We start from the raw sequence: 19,576 nt of genomic DNA on the forward strand, positions 1-19,576 counted from the left end.
GCGGTGGCCCGGGGATCCGCCCGGCCCCCCCCGCTCCCAGGGCGGGGGCGGGGGCGTCCCGTCCGGGGGCCGCTCAGACCTCGCGGACCCCGGCCCGCCAGACCGCCGCCGTCAGCGGCACACCCGGCCGGTACGCCAGGTGGACGTGCGAGGGCGCCTCCAGCAGCTGGAGGTCGGCCCGGGCGCCGACCGTCACCGTTCCGACGTCGGTGCGCCGCAGGGCCCGGGCGCCGCCGGCGGTGGCCGCCCAGATCGCCTCGTCCGGCGTCATCCCCATCTCCCGCACCGCGACCGCGACGCAGAACGCCATCGAGCTGGTGAAGCTGGAGCCCGGATTGCAGTCCGTGGAGAGCGCGACGACGGCGCCCGCGTCGAGCAGCCGGCGTGCGTCCGGGTAGGGGGCGCGGGTGGAGAACTCCGCGCCCGGCAGCAGCGTGGCCACCGTCGCCGAGCCGGCCAGCGCCGCCACGTCCTCGTCGGTGAGGTGGGTGCAGTGGTCGGCCGAGGCCGCCCCCAGCTCGACGGCGAGCTGCACGCCCGGGCCGTAGGAGAGCTGGTTGGCGTGCACCCGGGGGGTGAGGCCGCGCTCGACCCCCGCGGTCAGGATCGCCCGGGCCTGATCCCCGTCGAAGGCGCCGTTCTCGCAGAAGACGTCCACCCAGCGGGCGTAGGGCGCGCAGGCGTCCAGCATGTCGCCGGTGACGAGGTCCACGTACCCGGCCGGGTCGTCGGCGTACTCCGGGGCGACCACGTGGGCGCCCAGGTAGGTGGTCTCGGGGGTGTACGAGGAGGCGATCCGCAGGGCCCGCGCCTCGTCGACGACGGTCAGCCCGTAGCCGGACTTGCACTCGATCGCGGTCGTCCCCTGCCGCAGCGCCTCGCGGACGAACCGGGCCAGGTTGGCGTCCAGTTCGGCGTCGCTCGCGGCCCGGGTGGCGGCCACCGTCGTCCGGATCCCGCCCGCGGTGTACGACTGGCCGGACATCCGGGCGTTGAACTCCGCGGTGCGGTCCCCCGCGAACACCAGGTGCGCGTGCGAGTCGACGAAGCCGGGCAGCAGCGTCCGCCCGGCCGCGTCGAACCGCTCGTCCGCGGCGGGCGCCTCGGCCGCCGGTCCCACCCAGGCGACCGTGCCGTCGTCCACCACCACGGCCGCGTCGGCGAGCAGGCCGAGCGGCCCGGTCCCGTACGCGGGGTCGTTGGTGACCAGGCTGCCGATACCGGTGATCAGGGTGCTCGGCATGCCCTGGCTCCGCGGGCTGCTCGGGGTGCTCACATCAGGCCTTTCGGGACTGGCCCGGAGGGCGGGCGGGATCAGCCCCACCCGCCCCCGGGAGTTACGGGGACTCAGCAGCTGAGCGCGGCGATCGAGGACCTCAGCGCGCCCGGGACGTCCGGCACCAGCTGGTGCGCGCCGTCCCTGACGATGTGCCGCCCGCCGACCACCACGTGGCGCACGTCGGCGGCCGAGGCGGCGAACACCGCGATCTCGGCACCGAGCCGGCTCGGCGGCCCGGCCGTGCGCACCGAGTCCAGGGCGATCACGGTGAAGTCGGCCAGGGCGCCGGCCTCGATCCGCCCGGCCTCCGGCCAGCCGAGCGAGGCGTGCCCGTCCTCGGTGCCCGCCCGCAGCAGCGAGTTGGCCGTCCAGTGCCCCCGGGTGCGGGTCCTCAGCCGCTCGTCCAGCTCCAGCGCGCGGGCCTCCTCGAACGGGTCGATGACGGCGTGGCTGTCACTGCCCAGGGTGATCGGGCAGCCCGCCGAGGCGAGCCGGCGGGCCGGTCCGATGCCGTCCGCGAGATCCCGCTCGGTGGTGGGGCACATGCAGATGACGGTCGAGGAGTCGGTGAGGAGCTTGACGTCCTCCTCGGTGAGGTGGGTGGCGTGCACCGCCGAGGTACGCGGGCCGAGCGCGCCGCGGTCGGCGAGCAGCCTGGTCGGGGTGACGCCGTGCGCGGTGAGGCAGGCGTCGTTCTCGGCGGTCTGCTCGGAGAGGTGGACGTGCAGCGGGGCCCGGCGGGCCGCCGTCCACTGCGCGACGGTGCCGATCTGCTCGGCCGGCACCGCCCGCACCGAGTGGATCGCGGCACCGATCCGGGCGTGCTCGCGCGGCTTGAGCGCGTCCACCCGTTCGGCCCAGGCGTCGACGTGGCCGTCGCTGAACCGGCGCTGCGGCTTGGTCGGTTCGGCGCCGAAGCCGGAGGACAGGTAGCAGGTGTCCAGCAGGGTGATCCGGATCCCGGCCCGGGCGGCCGCCTCGATCAGCGCCTCGCCCATCGCGTTCGGGTCGTCGTAGCGGACCCCGCCGGGCGCGTGGTGCAGGTAGTGGAACTCCCCCACCGCGGTGATCCCGGCCAGCGCCATCTCGGCGTAGACGGCGGTGGCGAGCGCCAGGTAGCCGTCCGGGTCGAGTGCGCCGGCGAACCGGTACATGGTGTCGCGCCAGGTCCAGAAGGTGCCGGAGCCGACCTGCACATGGCCGCGCAGCGCCCGGTGGAAGGCGTGCGAGTGGGCGTTGGCCTGGCCGGGCAGCAGCAGCCCCGCCAGCCGGACGGCGCCGGACGGGCAGGGCCCGGTGTCCGGCCGCACCTCGGTGATCCGGCCGCCGGGACCGGTGGCGATCAGCACGTCCCGCTCGACCACCGGACCGTTCACGTGCGGCAGCCAGGCGTACTGCGCCCAGTAGGTCGTCGTCTGCGCGCCTCCGGCACGGCCTACTGACATGCCAGGTCCTCCAGTACGTCGGCGAGGGCGGTCACACCGGCCAGGCAGTCGGCCGTCCGCGCGTGCTCGGCCGGGGAGTGCGAGACACCGCTCGGGTTCCGTACGAACAGCATGGCGGTCGGGATCGCCGATGCCAGGATTCCGGCGTCGTGTCCCGCGCCGGTGGGCAGGACCGGCACGCCGCCGAGCGTCTTGGCGAGCCGGTCGCGCAGCGGGGCGTCGAACTCCACCACCGGGGTGTAGGACTCACGGGTCAGTTCGACCCGGACGCCGTCCCGCTCGCCGCGCTCGTACGCCGCCCGCTCGATCTCCTCGACCAGCGCGGTGAGCGTCGCCTCGTCGCCGGCCCGGGAGTCCAGCCAGCCGCGCACCAGCGAGGCGATCGCGTTGGTGCCGTTGGGCTCGACCGCGACCTTGCCGAAGGTGGCCAGCGCCCCCGCCGTCCTGGCCTTCTTCCGCGCCGCGAGCACGGTGTTGGCGTAGGTGAGCATCGGGTCGCGGCGGTCCTCGATCCGGGTGGTGCCGGCGTGGTTCGCCTCCCCGTGGAAGTCGAAGCGCCAGCGGCCGTGCGGCCAGATCGCGCCGGCCACGCCGACCGGCTGGTCCTCGGCCAGGTAGCGGCCCTGCTCGACGTGGAGCTCGACGAAGGCGCCGATCCGGGCCAGCCGGTCGTCGTCCGCGCCGATCGCGGCCGGGTCGTAGCCGGCCCGCTCCATCGCGTCGGGCAGCCGGACGCCGTCGGCGTCGCGCAGCTCGAACGCCTGGTCGCGGCCGAGCAGGCCCGCGCTCAGCCGCGAGCCGATGCAGGCCACGCCGAACCGGGCGCCCTCCTCGTCCCCGAAGTTGACGATGGCCAGCGGCTTGGTGAACTCGGCTCCCCGGCCGCGCAGTTCGTCCAGCGCGGCGAAGGAGGAGACCACGCCGAGCGGGCCGTCGAAGGCACCGCCGTCGGGGACGGAGTCCAGGTGCGAGCCGGTGACGATCGCGCCCCCGGCGGCCGGGTCGCCCAGCCAGGCCCACTGGTTGCCGTTGCGGTCCAGTTCGTAGGCCAGGCCGCGGCCGCGGGCCTGCTCCTCGAACCAGGACCGGCACTCGGCGTCGGCGGAGTTCCAGGCGAAGCGACGGTAGCCGCCGGAGGAGGCGGAGCGGCCCACCGGGAGCAGCTCCGCCCACATCTCTTCGAAGGTCACAGCTCACCCATCGGGATGCGCACGCCGCGCTCGGCGGCCACCTCGTCGGCCCGGTCGTAGCCGGCGTCGACGTGACGGATCACGCCCATGCCCGGGTCGTTGGTGAGCACCCGGCGGATCTTCTCGCCCGCCAGCGCGGTGCCGTCGGCCACCGTGACCTGGCCCGCGTGGATCGAGCGGCCGATGCCGACGCCGCCGCCGTGGTGGATGGAGACCCAGGACGCGCCCGAGGCGACGTTGACCATGGCGTTGAGCAGCGGCCAGTCGGCGATCGCGTCGGAGCCGTCCAGCATCGCCTCGGTCTCCCGGTAGGGGGAGGCCACCGAGCCGCAGTCCAGGTGGTCGCGGCCGATCACGATCGGCGCGGACAGCTCGCCGGAGGCGACCATGTCGTTGAACCGCTCGCCGGCCTTGTCGCGCTCGCCGTAGCCGAGCCAGCAGATCCGCGCCGGCAGGCCCTGGAAGTGCACCTTCTCCTGGGCCATCTTGATCCAGCGGTGCAGCGACTCGTTCTCCGGGAAGAGGTCGAGCACGGCCTTGTCGGTCTTGGCGATGTCCTGCGGGTCGCCGGAGAGCGCCGCCCAGCGGAACGGGCCCTTGCCCTCGCAGAACAGCGGTCGGATGTACGCCGGGACGAAGCCCGGGAAGGCGAACGCGCGGTCGTAGCCGGCCAGCTGGGCCTCGCCGCGGATCGAGTTGCCGTAGTCGAACACCTCGGCGCCGGCGTCCATGAAGCCGACCATCGCCTCGACGTGCCGGGCCATCGACTCGCGCGAGCGCTGGGTGAACTCGGCGGGCTTCTCGGCCGCGTACGTCGCCATGTCGTCGAAGGCGACGCCGAGCGGCAGGTAGCTCAGCGGGTCGTGGGCGCTGGTCTGGTCGGTGACGATGTCGATCGGCGCGTCCATCGCGAGCAGCTGCGGGAACAGCTCGGCGGCGTTGCCCAGCAGGCCGATGGAGAGCGGCTGCTTCCTGTCGCGGGCGGCGGTGGCCAGCTCCAGCGCGTGCGCGAGGTTCTTGGCCTCGACGTCCAGGTAGCGGTGCTCGATCCGGCGGGAGATCCGGGACGGGTCGCAGTCGATACAGATCGCCACGCCGCCGTTCATCGTCACGGCCAGCGGCTGGGCGCCGCCCATGCCGCCGAGGCCGGCGGTGAGGGTGATCGTCCCGGCCAGGGTGCCCTCGAACCGCTTGTTGGCGACGGCGGCGAAGGTCTCGTAGGTGCCCTGGAGGATGCCCTGGGTCCCGATGTAGATCCACGACCCGGCGGTCATCTGGCCGTACATGGTGAGCCCCAGGCTCTCCAGCCGCCGGAACTCCTCCCAGTTGGCCCAGTCGCCGACCAGGTTGGAGTTGGCGATCAGCACGCGCGGCGCCCACTCGTGGGTCTGCATCACGCCGACCGGGCGGCCGGACTGGACCAGCATGGTCTCGTCCTGCTTCAGCGTCTCCAGCGTGCGCACCATGGCGTCGAAGGAGCGCCAGTCGCGGGCCGCCTTGCCGGTGCCGCCGTAGACCACCAGCTTCGACGGGTGCTCGGCCACCTCCGGGTCGAGGTTGTTCATGAGCATCCGCAGGGCCGCCTCCTGCTGCCACCCCTGCGCCGTCAGCCCCGTCCCGCGCGCCGCACGCACCTCGCGCGGCCCGCTCGCCTGCTGCTGCACCATGTCCCGGCTCCCTACGGATGAATTCATTCAAGCTCGACTCGGCTGAATATATCCAATCATTCAGACTTCGACCAGACCCCGACCACATCCGATCAGCCCCCGCCCGGCGGGCCCCCGGGCGCTACTGTGAACCTGGCGAACACCAGCCACTCGGCCCAAGCGCCGACGAACGGAGGACGCGATGACGGCCATCACCGTGCGACCCGGAAGACTCCGCGACGCCGCCGAGGAGATCGAACGCAGCACCGGCCTCCACGTGCAGATCATCGGAGGAACCCTGGTGATGTCTCCTACCCCCCGCGGCAAGCACGCGGGGACCGTACGCCGGCTGAGGATCCAGCTCGACCCGCGGTTGCCGAGCGGGCTGGGCGCCTTCGAGGTGTCGTCCATCCTCATGCCCGACAACGACGAGGACTACGTCACACCCGATCTCGTCGTCCTTCCCACCGACTGGGAGGAGAACGACGACTGGCTGGCCGACCCCCGCGACGTCGCACTGGCCGTGGAGGTGATCTCCAGCTCCGAACGCGCCGGCGGCATCGCCGCCAAGGCCGAGTGGTACGCCATCGCGGGTGTGGCCGTGCTGCTCTCGATCGACCCCCGCAAGGGCGCCTGGACGCTGTACACCCACCCCCGCGACGGCGCCTACCAGGGCGTGCTGCACGGGAAGTACGGCGAGCCCGTCCCGCTCGCCGCCCCCCTGCCGCCGGAGCTGCGCACCGACGAGCTGCCGCTGTACGCCCCGCGGGCCTGACCCGCCCTCAGGCCGCCGCGTCGCCGTCCCAGTCGATGCCGATCTCGGCGAGCCAGCGGCGGTCGTCGGCGTCCGGGTCGGCCGGAGCCGGCGGGCGCGGTGGGCGGGGGATCTCCTGGACGGGGCCGAGGCCGTACTGGTCGACGGCGGCGTTCGCCCGCGCGTCGGGCTCGATGACGCCGACGTGGACGGCGCTCTCGTCGCCCGGGTCGAGGACGGTGAGTTCGGGCCCGGGCAGCCGCCGCAGGGAAACGCGGCGTCCGCAGGCCGGGCAGGACCACTCGTCGGCGCCCGAGGCGAGCCGGCCGACGAACTTCATCTCGTGGATCACGCGCATCACAGGCTCCCCCTGCCGGTCGGCCCTGCTCCGGGGCCTGTCGACAGGATTCCCGCCGGGGACCCGGTCCTACTCCAAAAACAGCCCACGAGCCGTCGCCGACTGCTCGATCGCCTCCAAGCGGGCCTCGGCGCCGGGGAGTTCGTCACACATGGTCTGCAGCAGCACCCGGCCGAGCATCATCGGCGCGCAGGCGGTGTCGAAGACCAGGCCGGTGCCGACGGCGGCCGGCAGCATCAGGTCGGAGAGCTTGGCGACCGGCGCGAAGGCGCTGTCGGCCACGGTGAGCACCGTCAGCCCGCACTCCCGGGCCACCGCCAGGGCGTCCATCAGTTCGCGCGGGTAGCGCGGCAGGGCGAAGCAGAGCAGCGCGGTCGCGCCGGCCGCGGCGGCCTGCTCCAGGCGGTCGGCGAGCATGCTGCCGCCCTCGTCGAGCAGCCGGATGTCCGGGTGCACCTTGGCCGCGAAGTAGGCGAAGCCGCGGGCCTGCGCGGAGGCGGCCCGCAGGCCGAGGACGGGAAGCGGGCGGGAGGCGGCGAGCAGCCGGGCGGCGCGGATGATCGGCTCGGGGTCGGCGAGGAGTTCGGCGAGCAGCCGCAGGTGCTCGATCTCGGCGAGCACGGCCTGCTGGTGCTCGTTGCGCACCACGTCGTCCGGGGACTCCGGCGCGACCGGCTCGCCCGCGCCGAGTTCGCGCAGCTGCTTGCGCAGCGCCGGGTAGCCGTCGTAGCCGAGCGCCACCGCGAACCGGGTGACCGAGGGCTGGCTGACCCCGGCCAGCTCGGCGACCTCGACGCTGGACAGGAACGGCGCCTCGGTGGCGTGCCGGACGAGCGAGTGGGCGATCCGGCGCTGGGTGGGGGTGAGCCGGTGGCCCTCGAAGAGCTGGAGCAGCCGGGCGGAGGGGCCGACCGTGCCGGTGTCGTCGGTGGCGGTCATCAGCGGTACCTCCGGATGCGAGCTGCTCGGACGACGACTGTGCAGCAGTGCGCCGCCGCTGGCAAAGACGTCTCGTACGCCGGGACGCCCGATGAGACGTCCCGGGTGGGCGGGCCGCCCCTCGGGGTGACCCTGATTTCTCCCTGACTCGGCCCTGATGACGGTGCGATCCGATGGACCGATGCCCCGCCGCTGCAGCAGGCTGAGCACCATGGACCCTCGTCAGGACGAACTGCGCCGCGATCTCGAAGCCTCCCTGCAGACCCGCAAGGAGTTGGGCAAGGAGTACGAGTCGGAGATCGTCGACTCGTTCCTGGCCCGGCTGGACTCCCGGCTGGACGCCCGCCTCGACGCCCGGGTGGAGCGCCGGGTGGCGGAGCGGCTCGACGGCTACGGCCCGGCCGAGCACCTGCGCCGGCGCCCCTTCGGCCGTTCCGGCTCCAAGCTGCCACTGGTCTCGCTGGTCATGGGCATCCCGCTGACCGCCATCGCGACCGAGAACAGCGCCAACGGGTTCACCGGGTTCATGAGCCTGGTGGTGGTCTGGGCCGGCATCGTCGGGGTCAACTTCGCCGCCGTCATGAGCGAGAAGCGCGACGAGCGCCGGTCGAAGGCGCCGCGGGGCGAGTGGGACTGACCCCACCCGCCCCGGGCCGCCGCCCCAGGTCGTCGAGGACCCGGGGCTTCGGCCCAGGCCTCAGGCCAGCGGCCCGGTGACCTTCTCGACGGCCCGCACCAGCTCGCCGGTGGCGACCAGCGCGGCGGCGGCCTCCAGGTCCGGCGAGAGGAAGCGGTCGCGGCCGGCGCCGCCGACCCCCGCCTCCCGGGCGACGGCCATCGCGGCGGCGCTGGCCGGTGCCACCGAACCGCCGCCGTCGGCCTGCGCGCGGATCTCCAGCGCGCGGGCGGCGGCGGTCAGCTCGACGGCCAGGATCCGGCCGAGGTTGTCCACGGCCTGACGCAGCTTGCGGGCGGCCGACCAGCCCATCGAGACGTGGTCCTCCTGCATCGCGGAGGACGGGATCGAGTCGACCGAGGCCGGCACCGCGAGCCGCTTGTTCTCGCTGACCAGGGCCGCCTGGGTGTACTGGGCGATCATCAGGCCGGAGTCCACGCCCGGGTCGTCGGCCAGGAAGGCCGGCAGGCCGTGCGAACGGGCCTTGTCGAGCAGCCGGTCGGTGCGCCGCTCGGAGATCGAGCCGAGGTCGGCGGCGGCGATGGCGAGGAAGTCCAGCACGTAGGCGACCGGGGCGCCGTGGAAGTTGCCGTTGGACTCGACGCGGCCGTCCGGCAGCACCACCGGGTTGTCGACGGACGCGGCCAGCTCGCGGGAGGCGACCAGCGCGGCGTGGGCCAGGGTGTCGCGCCCGGCGCCGGCCACCTGGGGGGCGCAGCGGATCGAGTAGGCGTCCTGGACGCGCGGGGCGTCGTCCTGGTGGTGGCCGGTGAGGCCGGAGCCCTGGAGGACGGCCAGCATGTTGGCGGCGCTCAGCGCCTGGCCGGGGTGCGGGCGGATCGGGGCGTGCAGCTCGGGGGCGAGCACCTTGTCGGTACCGAGCAGCGCCTCCAGCGTCATCGCGGCGGTGATGTCGGCGGTGGTGAACAGGCGCGAGAGGTCGGAGATCGCCATCACCAGCATGCCGAGCATGCCGTCGGTGCCGTTGATGAGGGCCAGGCCCTCCTTCTCCAGCAGCTCGACCGGCTCGATGCCGGCCGCGGCGAGCAGCTCGCCGCCGGGCTTCTCGACACCGTCCGGGCCGGTCGCCACGCCTTCGCCCATCAGGACCAGCGCGCAGTGCGACAGCGGGGCGAGGTCGCCGGAACAGCCGAGCGAGCCGAACTCGCGGACCACCGGGGTGATGCCGGCGTTGAGGATGGCGGCCATGGTCCGGGCGACCACCGGGCGCACGCCGGTCCGGCCGGAGGCCAGCGTCTTCATCCGCAGGAACATCAGCGCGCGGACCACCTCGCGCTCCACCGCCGGGCCCATCCCGGCGGCGTGCGAGCGCACCAGCGAGCGCTGCAGCTGGGCGCGGAGCTCGGGGCTGATGTGCCGGACGGCGAGGGCGCCGAAGCCGGTGGAGACGCCGTAGACGGGGCGCGGCTCGGCCGCGAGGGCCTCGATCCGGGCCCGCGCCGCCGCCATCTCGGCGAGCGCGTCGGGGCCGATCTCGACCCGGGCGTTGCCCCGGGCGACGGCCAGCACGTCCTCGGCGCTGACGTCGGCCTTGCCGACCTGGACGAGGGACGCCTCGGGGGCCACAGCACTGTGCATATCCATATGCATCATCACACCAGTTGAATGTAGATATGACAACCAGCGGAACCGTCCGATCCGCACGATAGGTTCCCGGCCATGACCCGGGTACCCGAGAGCCGCCGAACGGAACGCGCGGCCGTGAACGCCGTCCGCGCCCTGCTGGAGGGCGCGCACCACATCGTCCAGGAGATCGACGGCTCCAACGACTTCGGTGAGGACCTCTACGTCACTTTCGCCGACGACGGCCGCCGGACGCCCCACAGCGTCGCCATCCAGGTGAAGGGCGGGCGCTCCTTCCGCCGCCGCCAGGGGTACTCGGTACCGGTCGGCGACCACGGAGAGGAGTGGCGCGAGAGCAACATCCCGGTGATCTGCGTCGTGCACGACCCGGACACCGACACACTGCACTGGGCCAACGCCTCCCAGCAGCTGCGCGCGGCGCGGGCCGACGGCCGGACCGCCCGGACGGTGCGGGTCCCGGCCGAGGCCGTGCTCGCCGGGCCCACCCTCGCGGGCGTCGTCCGGCAGTGGCGGCAGTACGTCCGCAACTCCCGGGGGCTGCACGCCTTCCTGGCCGACCTCACCGGCCAGGACTTCGATCCGGCCGACTACCTCTCGTACTTCGTCAACGAACACGGTGAGGAGGCGGTCTTCCAGCGGCAACCCGGCGAGCCCTTCGCCGTGCTCTGGCACCGCGACCTGGACTGGCAGCCGCACCCGGTGACCGCCGAGCGGACCGGGCCGCTGCGCGAGCGCGTCACCCCCGAGCTGTTGGCCCGCTTCGACCCGGCGACCGCCGCCGACCCCCGGCTGGTCGAACAGCTGATGGCCCACCCGCTCCTGGACGTCCCGATGGCCGGCACGGTGATCCTCGACGAGGCCGAGCACTCCTGGCTCCGCGCCTGCTTGGCGGCGAGCGACTGGATGGCCCGGCTCCCGGCCCGCTGAGCCGCCCGCGATTTCCACCCCGCCGCCCCGATACCGCACCCTGGGGTCGACGGACGGCAGCGAGGCGGAGGACCGATGACACGGGCGACGGCACGGCGGCGGGTGGTGCGACTGCACGGGGACGGCCGCAGCGCGCGGCCGGACGCCCTGGCGGCGGAGGAGCCGCTGGAGATCCGGGTCGGCGGCGAGCCGCTGACGGTGACCATGCGCACGCCCGGCCAGGACTTCGACCTGGTGGCCGGCTTCCTGGTCGGTGAGGGGCTGGTGCACACGGCGGAGGACCTCGCGGCCCTGCGCTACTGCGCCGGGACGGACGAGGCGGGCGCGAACACCTACAACGTGGTGGACGCGACGCTGCGCGGCGCCCGCCCCCTCCCGCTCTCCGCCCACCGCAACCTGCTCACCACCAGCGCCTGCGGTCTCTGCGGCCGCGACACGGTGGACGCCGTCCGCACCCACGTCCGCCACCCCGTCGCCGAGGACCCGCTGGCCGTGGCCCCGGCCCTGCTGTACGGGCTGGCGGACCGGCTGCGGGCCACCCAGCGGACCTTCGACTCGACCGGCGGCCTGCACGCGGCCGGCCTGTTCGACGGGACGAGCGGCGAGCTGCTCTGCGCCCGCGAGGACGTCGGCCGGCACAACGCGGTCGACAAGGTGGTCGGCTGGGCCCTGCGCGAGGGCCGGCTGCCGCTGTCCGGGCACGTGCTGCTGGTCAGCGGCCGGGCCTCGTTCGAGCTCACCCAGAAGGCCGCGCTGGCGGGCGTCCCCCTGCTGGCGGCCGTCTCCGCGCCGTCCTCGCTCGCGGTGGACCTCGCCGAGGAGCTGGGCCTGACCCTGGTCGGCTTCCTGCGCGGCGAGCGCGCCAACGTCTACTCCCGTCCGGACCGGATCGCCGGCTGATCCCGCCACCCGCCCCGCCGACCTTCCGGACGAGCACCTGCCAAGACGAGACGTATCGTTCCATCGAGCCCTAGAATGCGGCCCATGACCCGCAGCAGCTCTCCCGACCCCGCCCGCCGCAGCGAGCGCTCCCGCCAGGCCGTCCTCACCGCCGCCGCCGAACTGGTGGCGGAGGTGGGGTTCGCCAAGCTGACCATCGAGGCGATCGCCGCCCGGGCCGGCGTCGGCAAGCAGACCATCTACCGCTGGTGGCCCTCCAAGGGCGCGGTGGTCTTCGACGCCTTCCAGGCCGCCAACGAGGACGCCTCCGGCAGCCTGGCCCTGCCCGACACCGGTGACCTCGCCGCCGACCTGCGCACCGTCCTGCGGCCGACGGCCGACCAGCTCGCCGACCCCGGCTTCGACACCACCGGCCGCGGCCTGATCTCCGAGTACCTGCGCGACCCGGCGCTGCTGCGCGAGTACCGGGCACGCCTGCTGGACCCCCTGCTGGAGGTCACCCGGGAGCGGCTGCGCGGTGCCCGCGAGGCCGGCCGGCTCGCCGCCGACGCCGATCTCGACCTCGCCGTCGAGCTGCTCTACGGCCCGATGTACTACCGCTGGCTGCACGACCTCGGTCCGCTCGACCACGCCTACGCGGACCGCCTGGTGGACGCCGTCCTGCGCGCCCTGCGCCCCTGACCCGGCCCGCGGCCGCGGGCCGGCGCCGCGACCGCGGGACCGGCGGGGACTACGACCGGTTGCGGCGGCGGAGCATCACGATCACCGCGATGATCACGGCGATCACGACCAGCACCACCACGATGCCGATCACCACTCCGATCAGCTTGCCGAAGAAGCCTTTCTTCTTCTTCTTCTTCGACTTGGACTTGTCCTTGGAACCGGCCAGCCGGGTGCCGTCCCGGTGCTCGGCGACGGCCGGGGCCGGGGCCGGGGCCGGGGCCGGCTGGGCCGCCGGAGCCGCCCGGTCGGCACCGCCCGCACCGGCGGCGCCGGCCGCGACGGTGCTCACCGCGGCGGCGCGCGGCGCGGCCGAGGCCGCCGGGGCGGCGGCCAGCGTGGCACCGCCCAGCACCAGGGCGGCGGAGAGGACAAGGCCCGTCAGACGAGCGCGCATTGGTTCGACCCCCGATCCGGCGCGGCCCCCGTGGCCCGCCGACCGCCGATACCATCCCACGTCCGCCCCGGGCCGCCCAGCCCTGCGACAGCCTCCGCACCGGACCGCGACCCGCTCGGAACAGGCCGGTCACGGAACCGGCACAAGCCGCCCGCCGGCCCCGGGCACGGACCCGGCCCGCGGCGCCCCGGCCCCGCGGCGGCCTCAGCCCGGCGGCGGGGAGGCCGGGCCGGACAGCGCCACCGCGACCAGCGCGCGCATCGCGCCGGCGACCTGCCCGAGCGGCAGCGTCGCGTCGTCGGCGAACAACTCCACCAGCCAGCCGCCCGCCGGGTTCTGGCCGCCCGCCGCGACCATCCCCCGGTAGCCGCTGACCACCAGCATGGCCTCCTCGGACGGGTCGTTCCCGGCCGCGCCCGCGCGCAGCGCGAAGGACCCGCCGCGCACCGCCCGCCGGGTCATCGGGTAGTGGCGCAGGTCGAAGACCGCGTCCGGGGCCTCGATCTGGGCCCGCTGGGTCTCCGCCCGGGAGCTGCTCGGCCCGCTGGTCATCCGGTACACGGCGTGCTGGGCGGTGCGCACCAGGTGCGAGCCCGGCGGCACGTAGGAGACCCACCAGCCGACCGCGTCCAGCAGCCGGGCCGCGGTCTCCGCGACGACGGCCAGCTTGCCGATGGTGTCGGCGGGGTGGACCGCGCGGGAGACGCCGTGCTGGTCCAGCGCGGCGAGCACGGCGGTGATCAGCTGTCCCGGGTCGGCGCTGTGCGCGGCGCCGCGGAACCGCCGCCGGTCGCCGGCGCCCGCCCGGCCGGCGGCGCGCCCGCGGGCGTCGGCCCGGTGGCGCGGGTCGGCGGCGTCGGCCAGCAGGACGGTCGGGTCCGGCGAGAAGCCGGGGCCGTGACTGCGGCCGGCCACCACCGGGTGCGCGGCGCGGGCGGCCTTGGCCCGGTACTGGGCGGCGTCGGCGAGCCGGAACAGCCGGTCGGGGGTGGTCACCGGACCGATCGAGTCCCCGGTGGAGGCGACCCCGCAGGCCACGCCCTCGCCCTCGGCCAGTGCCAGGGCCCGCGCGCACAGCTCCTCGGCGACGGCGACCACCTCGTCGGCCTTCTGGCCCTCCACCAGCAGGCAGAACTCGTCGCCGCCGAGGCGGGCGGCGAGGCTGCCGGGCAGCTTGGCGGCGGCCAGCGACAGCTGGTGGGCGAAGCGCTCCAGCAGCCGGTCGCCCATCTCGTGCCCCAGCTGGTCGTTGACCCGCTTCAGGCCGTTGACGTCGCAGACCACCAGCGAGACGACCGTGTTGTCGCGGTTGTGCGCCTCCAGCGCGCTCTCCAGCCGGGCGTCCACCGCCCGCCGGTTGGCCAGGCCGGTCAGCGGGTCGGAGAAGGCGAGCTTGCGCAGGTCGGCGAGGCGCTCGGTCTGCGCGAGCCCGGCGGAGATCTGGGCGGCGAGCAGGGTGGCGTAGTCGGCGTCGCCCTCGGTGAACTCCGCCGTCCCGGTGGACCGGGCCAGGTAGAGCTCGCCCCAGGCCTGCCCGTGCAGCACGATCGGGGCGACCACGCAGCAGGCCCGGCCCCGCCGGCGCAGCGCGGCGGCGCGCTCCTGGCAGTAGGCCCCGGCGGTGGGGTGCGCGTGCCGGGCGTGCGGCTCGGTGTTCTCGGCGCTCTGCAGCCAGGCGCGGGGCAGTCGGCCGGTGGTCCAGCGCTCTTCCAGATAGGTGACGATCTCGGGGAAGTCCGCCACCGGGTAGGACTCGTCCTCCGGCAGCTCCTCCTCGCCCGGCGCCAGCTCCCCGTGGTTGACCAGCACCCGCAGCCGGCCGGACTCGCGGTCCCAGACCGAGACGGCCGCCATGGTGGCGCCGAGGGCCTCGGTGGCCCGGGCGGCGGCGGCCCGGACGGCCTCCAGCGGGGTGAGCGCCCCCGCCATGTCCTGGGCGAGCTCCACCACGGACGTCAGCCGCGGGTCGGGGGCGGCCGGCGACTCCGCGTGGTCGCACACACAGCCGCGGTCCGTCGTGATCGCCTCACTGCCCACCGGCTCGCCTCGTTCCCTGTGCTCGGTCCCGCTCGGCCCCGTGGCTCACCCCACCGAGAACCGGACCCGTCCAGCCGCTTGCACCAAGACTATGGCGGTTTCGTTCGGTTATGCCCCGTTTGCCCGCGCGGATCCTCCCGACCCGAGCGGTTTCAGCCGTACGGCTTTCGAGCGACGGCCCCACGCCACGGCCGATCCGCACCTCCGGACCGGGCCGCCTCGCCCGAACACCCGCCTACCCCGTCCGCCGCCGGGCATTCCGCGCGTCGCGCAAACCCCGGAAATCGCGGAAATCACGAAAACCACGGCCGGTGAGCACGGCCGGCCGAGCCCTGCGGCGGGTTCACTCCCCGCGCGGCCGCCGCGACAGCAGCCACGGTTCGACCAGCCCCAGCCCGCGCACCGGACGGCGCCACATCGGCTGGAGGCCGAACCGGTGTCCCGCGTCCGGCCCCGGCACCGGGAGCCCGGAGGCGGGCTGCCCCGCGGCGGCGGCCAGGGCCTCCGCCAGCCCCGGCATGTCGGCGTCGGCCGGGGCGACGCTGCCGTTCTGCTCCAGCGCGGCCGCGAACTCGCCGTCGATCAGCACCGCGTCCTTGGGCGCGATCGAGGTGAGCCGGCTGGCCAGGTTGACGGTGGTGCCGAAGACGTCGCCCATCCGGGAGGTGACGGTGCCGAAGGCCATGCCGACCCGCAGCGCGGGGATGCTGTCGTCCTCGGCCAGGGCCTCGATCAGGCTGAGCGCGATCTCGGCGGCCGTCCCCGGGTCCTCGGAGACGTAGAGGATCTCGTCGCCGAGGGTCTTGATCACCCGGCCGCCCTGGCCGGCGATCAGGTCCGAGCAGGTGTTCTCGAAGGTCTCGACCAGCTCGCCGAGCTCCTCCTCCTCCAGCCGGCGGGAGAGCCGGGTGAAGCCGACCAGGTCGGCGAAGCCGACGGCCAGCCGCCCGCTGGTGATCTCGGTGTCCTCGGCGGCCTGCACCACCCGGCCGGTGACGGCGGCCAACTGGCGGCGCCACACGTACACCAGGAACTGCTCCAGCTCCGGCAGCAGCAGCTCGACCAGCGGATAGGCCACATCGGCGCGGGTCAGCCCGGGCTCGACGGACTGGGTGAGGTTCTCCAGGAAGGTGTCCATCTGCCAGCCGGCCAGCCGGGCGGTGGTCTGCCCGGTGGAGCGGGCCACCTGGATCGCCATCGGCTCGCTGAGCAGGCCCGACTCCACCAGACCGGCGAGCCGGCGCAGGGCGATCACGTCCCCGTCGGTGAGCGCCCGGGACTGCCCGATGTCCGGGAACCCCATCGCCCGCCAGAAGCGGGTGGCCAGCTCCATCGGGACATCGGCGGCCCGCGCGGCCTGGTACGGGGTGTAGCGGCGTGGCGCGTCCAGGATCAGGCGTTCCAGGTCGAGCGCGACCGTCTGGTCGTCGGAGCCCGCCGTCCCGCCGTTGCCGCCGTCCTCTGCCACCGGTCCGTCCCCGTGCGGTTGCCGCACTTGCCTCGTGTCCTGCCTGTCCGGACGCGCGCCCGCCACCCCTTCGGGCAGTGGCGCGCCTCACACTGCTGCCAGGTGGAATGTTCGCACGGAATCCCGCGATCCGGGGCATCCGCCCGGGTCAAGGAGAGGTGAAGAGTGCCGCTCAGCGGGGCTCGGGGCGCACGTGGACGACGTCTCCCGCGCCCACCGGCCGCCGTGTGCCGTCGGGCGTGCGGACCACCAGCCGGCCGTCGCCGTCGATCGCCACCGCCTCGCCGAGCAGCTCCCGGTCGCCCGGCAGATGGACCCTGACCGGCCGGCCGAGAGTGGTGCAGCGGTCCGCGTAGGCGGCCAGCAGGCCACTGGCGTGCGGGTCGCCGGCCGCGGCGGTCCACTCGGTGTAGAGACCGGCGAACTCCCGCAGCAGCCCGCGCAGCAGGGTGGACCGGTCGGTCACCGCGGCGCCGGCCAGGGCCAGTGAGGCGGCGGTGGGGACGGGCAGCTCGTTCGCGCGCAGCGAGACGTTGATGCCGAGGCCGGCCACCACCGCGCCGCCGCTCAGCTCGGTGAGGATGCCGCCGAGCTTGCGCTCCGCGCCGTCGATCCCGACCTGGAGGTCGTTCGGCCACTTGAGGCCGACCTCGACCTCGGCCACCCGGCTCAGCGTGGCGGCCGCCGCGACACCGACCAGGATCGGCAGCCAGCCGTACCGCTCGACGGGTACCTCGTCCGGGCGAAGCAGGACGGAGAGGAAGAGCCCGGAGCGGGGCGGCGCCGACCACTGCCGCTCCAGCCGGCCGCGCCCGGCGTTCTGCGCCTCGGCGACCAGCACGGCGCCCTGCGGCGCGCCCGCCCCGGCGCGGGCGGCGAGGTCGCTGTTGGTGGAGCCGGTCTCGGTGACGACGTCCAGCGAGGTCCAGAACCCGCCCGGCAGGACGAGGTCGCGGCGCAGGGCCTCGGCGTCCAGCGGCGGCCGGTCCAGATCGGTCCAGGGCGACGGCCCGGCGTGGCCGAAGCCGCGCAGTCCACTGCGGCGGGGGGTGACGGGATCGGTCATGACCACGAGACTAGGCCCTGGCCGGTCCCCCGGCCCGGCCCCAGGCCGCCATATCGTCCCGCAGAACGGGCGTTGACACACTGTGTCGCTGGCCATAACGGGAAACCCCGCGCGCTGGCTACGCTACTCGACGGTAGTTCGTTGCGCCGCCCTGCCCTCATACGCGTGTCCCCGCTCAGACCCGCGTACCACCGAACAGGCCGCGGCCCATGGATCAGGGAGAGCCCACCCGATGACCGAGGCCCCGTACGACCCCCACACCACCGCCGGCAAGCTCGCCGACCTGCGGCGCAGGATCGACGAGGCGGTGCACTCCGGCTCCGCCAAGGCCGTGGAGAAGCAGCATGCCAAGGGCAAGCTGACCGCCCGTGAGCGCGTCGTCGAGCTGATGGACGAGGGCTCCTTCGTGGAGTTCGACGAGTTCGCCCGGCACCGTTCGATCAATTTCGGCCAGGAGAAGAACCGCCCGTACGGCGACGGCGTGGTCACCGGCTACGGCACCGTCGACGGCCGCCAGGTCGCCGTCTTCGCCCAGGACTTCACCGTCTTCGGCGGCTCGCTCGGCGAGGTGTTCGGCGAGAAGATCGTCAAGGTGATGGACTTCGCGCTGAAGACCGGCTGCCCGGTCGTCGGCATCAACGACTCCGGCGGCGCCCGGATCCAGGAGGGCGTGGTCTCGCTCGGCCTGTACGGCGAGATCTTCCGCCGCAACGTGCACGCCTCCGGCGTCGTCCCGCAGATCTCGCTGATCATGGGCCCCTGCGCGGGCGGCGCGGTGTACTCCCCCGCGATCACCGACTTCGTGGTGATGGCCGATCAGACCTCGCACATGTTCATCACCGGACCGGACGTGATCAAGACCGTCACCGGTGAGGACGTCGGCATGGAGGAGCTGGGCGGCGCGCGCACCCACAACGCCAAGTCCGGCAACGCGCACTACCTGGCCGCGGACGAGAAGGAGGCGATCGAGTACGTCAAGAGCCTGCTCTCGTACCTGCCCTCCAACAACCTCTCCGACCCGCCGTCCTTCCCCGAGGAGGCGGACCTCTCGGTCACCGACGAGGACCTCGAACTCGACACCCTGATCCCGGACTCGGCCAACCAGCCGTACGACATGCACACGGTGATCGAGCACATCCTGGGCGACGGCGAGTTCCTGGAGACCCAGCCGCTGTACGCGGGCAACATCATCACCGGCTTCGGCCGGGTCGAGGGCCACCCGGTCGGCGTCGTCGGCAACCAGCCGATGGACCTGGCCGGCTGCCTGGACATCGCCGCCAGCGAGAAGGCCGCGCGCTTCGTCCGCACCTGCGACAGCTTCAACATCCCGGTGCTGACCTTCGTCGACGTGCCCGGTTTCCTGCCCGGCACCGGCCAGGAGTGGGACGGCATCATCCGCCGCGGCGCCAAGCTGATCTACGCCTACGCCGAGGCCACCGTCCCGCTGATCACCGTGATCACCCGCAAGGCCTTCGGCGGCGCGTACGACGTCATGGGCTCCAAGCACCTGGGCGCCGACCTCAACCTCGCCTGGCCGACCGCGCAGATCGCCGTGATGGGCGCGCAGGGCGCGGTCAACATCCTGCACCGGCGGGAGCTGGCGGACGCGGAGGACGTCGAGGCCAAGCGGGCCGAGCTGCTGGCCTCCTACGAGGACACCCTGCTCAACCCCTACCTGGCCGCCGAGCGCGGCTACGTGGACGCCGTCATCGCGCCGAGCGACACCCGCCGGCACATCGTCCGCGGGCTGCGGGCGCTGCGCGGCAAGCGCGAGGTGCTGCCGCCGAAGAAGCACGGAAACATCCCCCTGTAAGCGGCTGTCGCGAGAGGATTGAGCCATGGCCCCGATCCACGTGCTGCACGGGCAGCCGACCCCCGAGGAGCTGGCCACCGTCCTGGCGGTGGTCCAAGCCCGGGCCGCCGCCGCGCAGGCCGCCGCCGAGGCCGCCCGCCGCGCCGGCGCCGGCCCGGACTCCCCCTGGAACGACCGCGCCCGCCGGCTGCGCTCGGCCCCGCGCCCCGGCGTCAACGCCTGGCGCGCCTCGGGCTGGGCCGGTTAGACCCCCGCCGGGGGGGGGGGGGGGGCGCCGCCCCCCCCCCCCCCCCCCCCCCCCCCGGGCCCGGGCCCGGGCCGCCCCGGGGGGCCGGCTCTCGGGGTGGGGGGTGGGC

At 74.3% G+C, this 19,576-nt stretch carries 17 protein-coding genes and 1 pseudogene; 7 read left to right on the top strand and 11 right to left on the bottom strand.

The genetic code is table 11. The features are described from left to right. Window positions 1–73: 73 nt before the first annotated feature. The 4 genes from hutI to hutU all read right to left on the bottom strand — a co-directional run bounded on the left by hutI (window position 74) and on the right by hutU (window position 5,581). Entirely contained in the window at window positions 74–1,243 is a 1,170-nt protein-coding gene (hutI, locus tag ACFXHB_RS36285) for an imidazolonepropionase (RefSeq protein ID WP_380579860.1), read from the bottom strand. Window positions 1,244–1,347: 104 nt separating this feature from the next. Then, entirely contained in the window at window positions 1,348–2,724 is a 1,377-nt protein-coding gene (locus ACFXHB_RS36290; RefSeq protein ID WP_380579862.1) for a formimidoylglutamate deiminase, read from the bottom strand. Next, window positions 2,715–3,899, bottom strand: coding sequence for an allantoate amidohydrolase (locus tag ACFXHB_RS36295; RefSeq protein ID WP_380579918.1), 1,185 nt, complete (start codon window positions 3,897–3,899; stop codon window positions 2,715–2,717). The genes ACFXHB_RS36290 and ACFXHB_RS36295 overlap by 10 nt, the downstream gene beginning before the upstream one ends. 11 nt (window positions 3,900–3,910) lie before the next feature. Beyond that, window positions 3,911–5,581: a urocanate hydratase gene (gene hutU / locus ACFXHB_RS36300; protein WP_380579864.1), complete on the bottom strand. Its 1,671-nt coding sequence runs from the start codon at window positions 5,579–5,581 to the stop codon at window positions 3,911–3,913. 181 nt (window positions 5,582–5,762) lie between these two features. Here hutU and ACFXHB_RS36305 point away from each other — a divergent pair, with 181 nt between their 5' ends. After that, window positions 5,763–6,335 (top strand): Uma2 family endonuclease, encoded by a 573-nt coding sequence (locus ACFXHB_RS36305; protein WP_380579866.1) that lies wholly within the window; start codon window positions 5,763–5,765, stop codon window positions 6,333–6,335. A gap of 7 nt (window positions 6,336–6,342) precedes the next feature. Here ACFXHB_RS36305 and ACFXHB_RS36310 read toward each other — a convergent pair whose 3' ends face one another. Both ACFXHB_RS36310 and ACFXHB_RS36315 read right to left on the bottom strand, forming a co-directional pair. Further along, the gene (locus tag ACFXHB_RS36310) at window positions 6,343–6,672 is read right to left on the bottom strand and encodes a hypothetical protein (RefSeq protein ID WP_380579868.1); all 330 of its coding nucleotides are present in this window, start codon (window positions 6,670–6,672) and stop codon (window positions 6,343–6,345) included. Between the two features lie 69 nt (window positions 6,673–6,741). After that, window positions 6,742–7,611 (bottom strand): MurR/RpiR family transcriptional regulator, encoded by an 870-nt coding sequence (locus ACFXHB_RS36315; protein ID WP_380579870.1) that lies wholly within the window; start codon window positions 7,609–7,611, stop codon window positions 6,742–6,744. Between the two features lie 211 nt (window positions 7,612–7,822). Here ACFXHB_RS36315 and ACFXHB_RS36320 point away from each other — a divergent pair, with 211 nt between their 5' ends. After that, window positions 7,823–8,248, top strand: coding sequence for a hypothetical protein (locus ACFXHB_RS36320; protein WP_380579872.1), 426 nt, complete (start codon window positions 7,823–7,825; stop codon window positions 8,246–8,248). Between the two features lie 60 nt (window positions 8,249–8,308). Here ACFXHB_RS36320 and hutH read toward each other — a convergent pair whose 3' ends face one another. Continuing rightward, window positions 8,309–9,892 (bottom strand): histidine ammonia-lyase, encoded by a 1,584-nt coding sequence (gene hutH / locus ACFXHB_RS36325; protein ID WP_380579874.1) that lies wholly within the window; start codon window positions 9,890–9,892, stop codon window positions 8,309–8,311. 75 nt (window positions 9,893–9,967) lie between these two features. Here hutH and ACFXHB_RS36330 point away from each other — a divergent pair, with 75 nt between their 5' ends. The 3 genes from ACFXHB_RS36330 to ACFXHB_RS36340 all read left to right on the top strand — a co-directional run bounded on the left by ACFXHB_RS36330 (window position 9,968) and on the right by ACFXHB_RS36340 (window position 12,400). Then, the gene (locus ACFXHB_RS36330) at window positions 9,968–10,819 is read left to right on the top strand and encodes a DUF4365 domain-containing protein (RefSeq protein ID WP_380579876.1); all 852 of its coding nucleotides are present in this window, start codon (window positions 9,968–9,970) and stop codon (window positions 10,817–10,819) included. A gap of 75 nt (window positions 10,820–10,894) precedes the next feature. After that, on the top strand, window positions 10,895–11,719 hold the full coding sequence (gene fdhD, locus ACFXHB_RS36335; RefSeq protein ID WP_380579878.1) for a formate dehydrogenase accessory sulfurtransferase FdhD: 825 nt from the start codon (window positions 10,895–10,897) through the stop codon (window positions 11,717–11,719). Between the two features lie 84 nt (window positions 11,720–11,803). Further along, window positions 11,804–12,400, top strand: coding sequence for a TetR/AcrR family transcriptional regulator (locus ACFXHB_RS36340; RefSeq protein ID WP_380579881.1), 597 nt, complete (start codon window positions 11,804–11,806; stop codon window positions 12,398–12,400). A 49-nt stretch (window positions 12,401–12,449) separates the two neighbouring features. Here the strand turns inward: ACFXHB_RS36340 and ACFXHB_RS36345 are convergent, their stop codons facing one another. The 4 genes and pseudogenes from ACFXHB_RS36345 to ACFXHB_RS36360 form a co-directional block, all read right to left on the bottom strand. Then, complete coding sequence (locus tag ACFXHB_RS36345; RefSeq protein ID WP_380579884.1) at window positions 12,450–12,836, bottom strand: hypothetical protein; 387 nt, start codon at window positions 12,834–12,836, stop codon at window positions 12,450–12,452. A gap of 792 nt (window positions 12,837–13,628) precedes the next feature. Further along, window positions 13,629–14,765 (bottom strand): annotated as a pseudogene (locus ACFXHB_RS36350) (diguanylate cyclase domain-containing protein); the annotation flags it as partial. 451 nt (window positions 14,766–15,216) lie between these two features. Next, a complete protein-coding gene (locus ACFXHB_RS36355; RefSeq protein WP_380579886.1) occupies window positions 15,217–16,341 on the bottom strand; it encodes an adenylate/guanylate cyclase domain-containing protein in 1,125 nt (374 codons plus the stop codon). A gap of 172 nt (window positions 16,342–16,513) precedes the next feature. Further along, window positions 16,514–17,407: a biotin--[acetyl-CoA-carboxylase] ligase gene (locus ACFXHB_RS36360; RefSeq protein WP_380579888.1), complete on the bottom strand. Its 894-nt coding sequence runs from the start codon at window positions 17,405–17,407 to the stop codon at window positions 16,514–16,516. A gap of 232 nt (window positions 17,408–17,639) precedes the next feature. Between ACFXHB_RS36360 and ACFXHB_RS36365 the strand changes: the two genes are divergently transcribed. Together ACFXHB_RS36365 and ACFXHB_RS36370 are read left to right on the top strand one after the other, a co-directional pair. Continuing rightward, a complete protein-coding gene (locus ACFXHB_RS36365) occupies window positions 17,640–19,220 on the top strand; it encodes an acyl-CoA carboxylase subunit beta (RefSeq protein ID WP_380579890.1) in 1,581 nt (526 codons plus the stop codon). A 25-nt stretch (window positions 19,221–19,245) separates the two neighbouring features. Beyond that, window positions 19,246–19,467, top strand: coding sequence for an acyl-CoA carboxylase epsilon subunit (locus ACFXHB_RS36370; RefSeq protein WP_380579892.1), 222 nt, complete (start codon window positions 19,246–19,248; stop codon window positions 19,465–19,467). Window positions 19,468–19,576 lie beyond the last annotated feature (109 nt).

Source organism: Kitasatospora sp. NPDC059327 (assembly GCF_042752535.1).
Taxonomy (GTDB): Bacteria; Actinomycetota; Actinomycetes; order Streptomycetales; family Streptomycetaceae; genus Kitasatospora.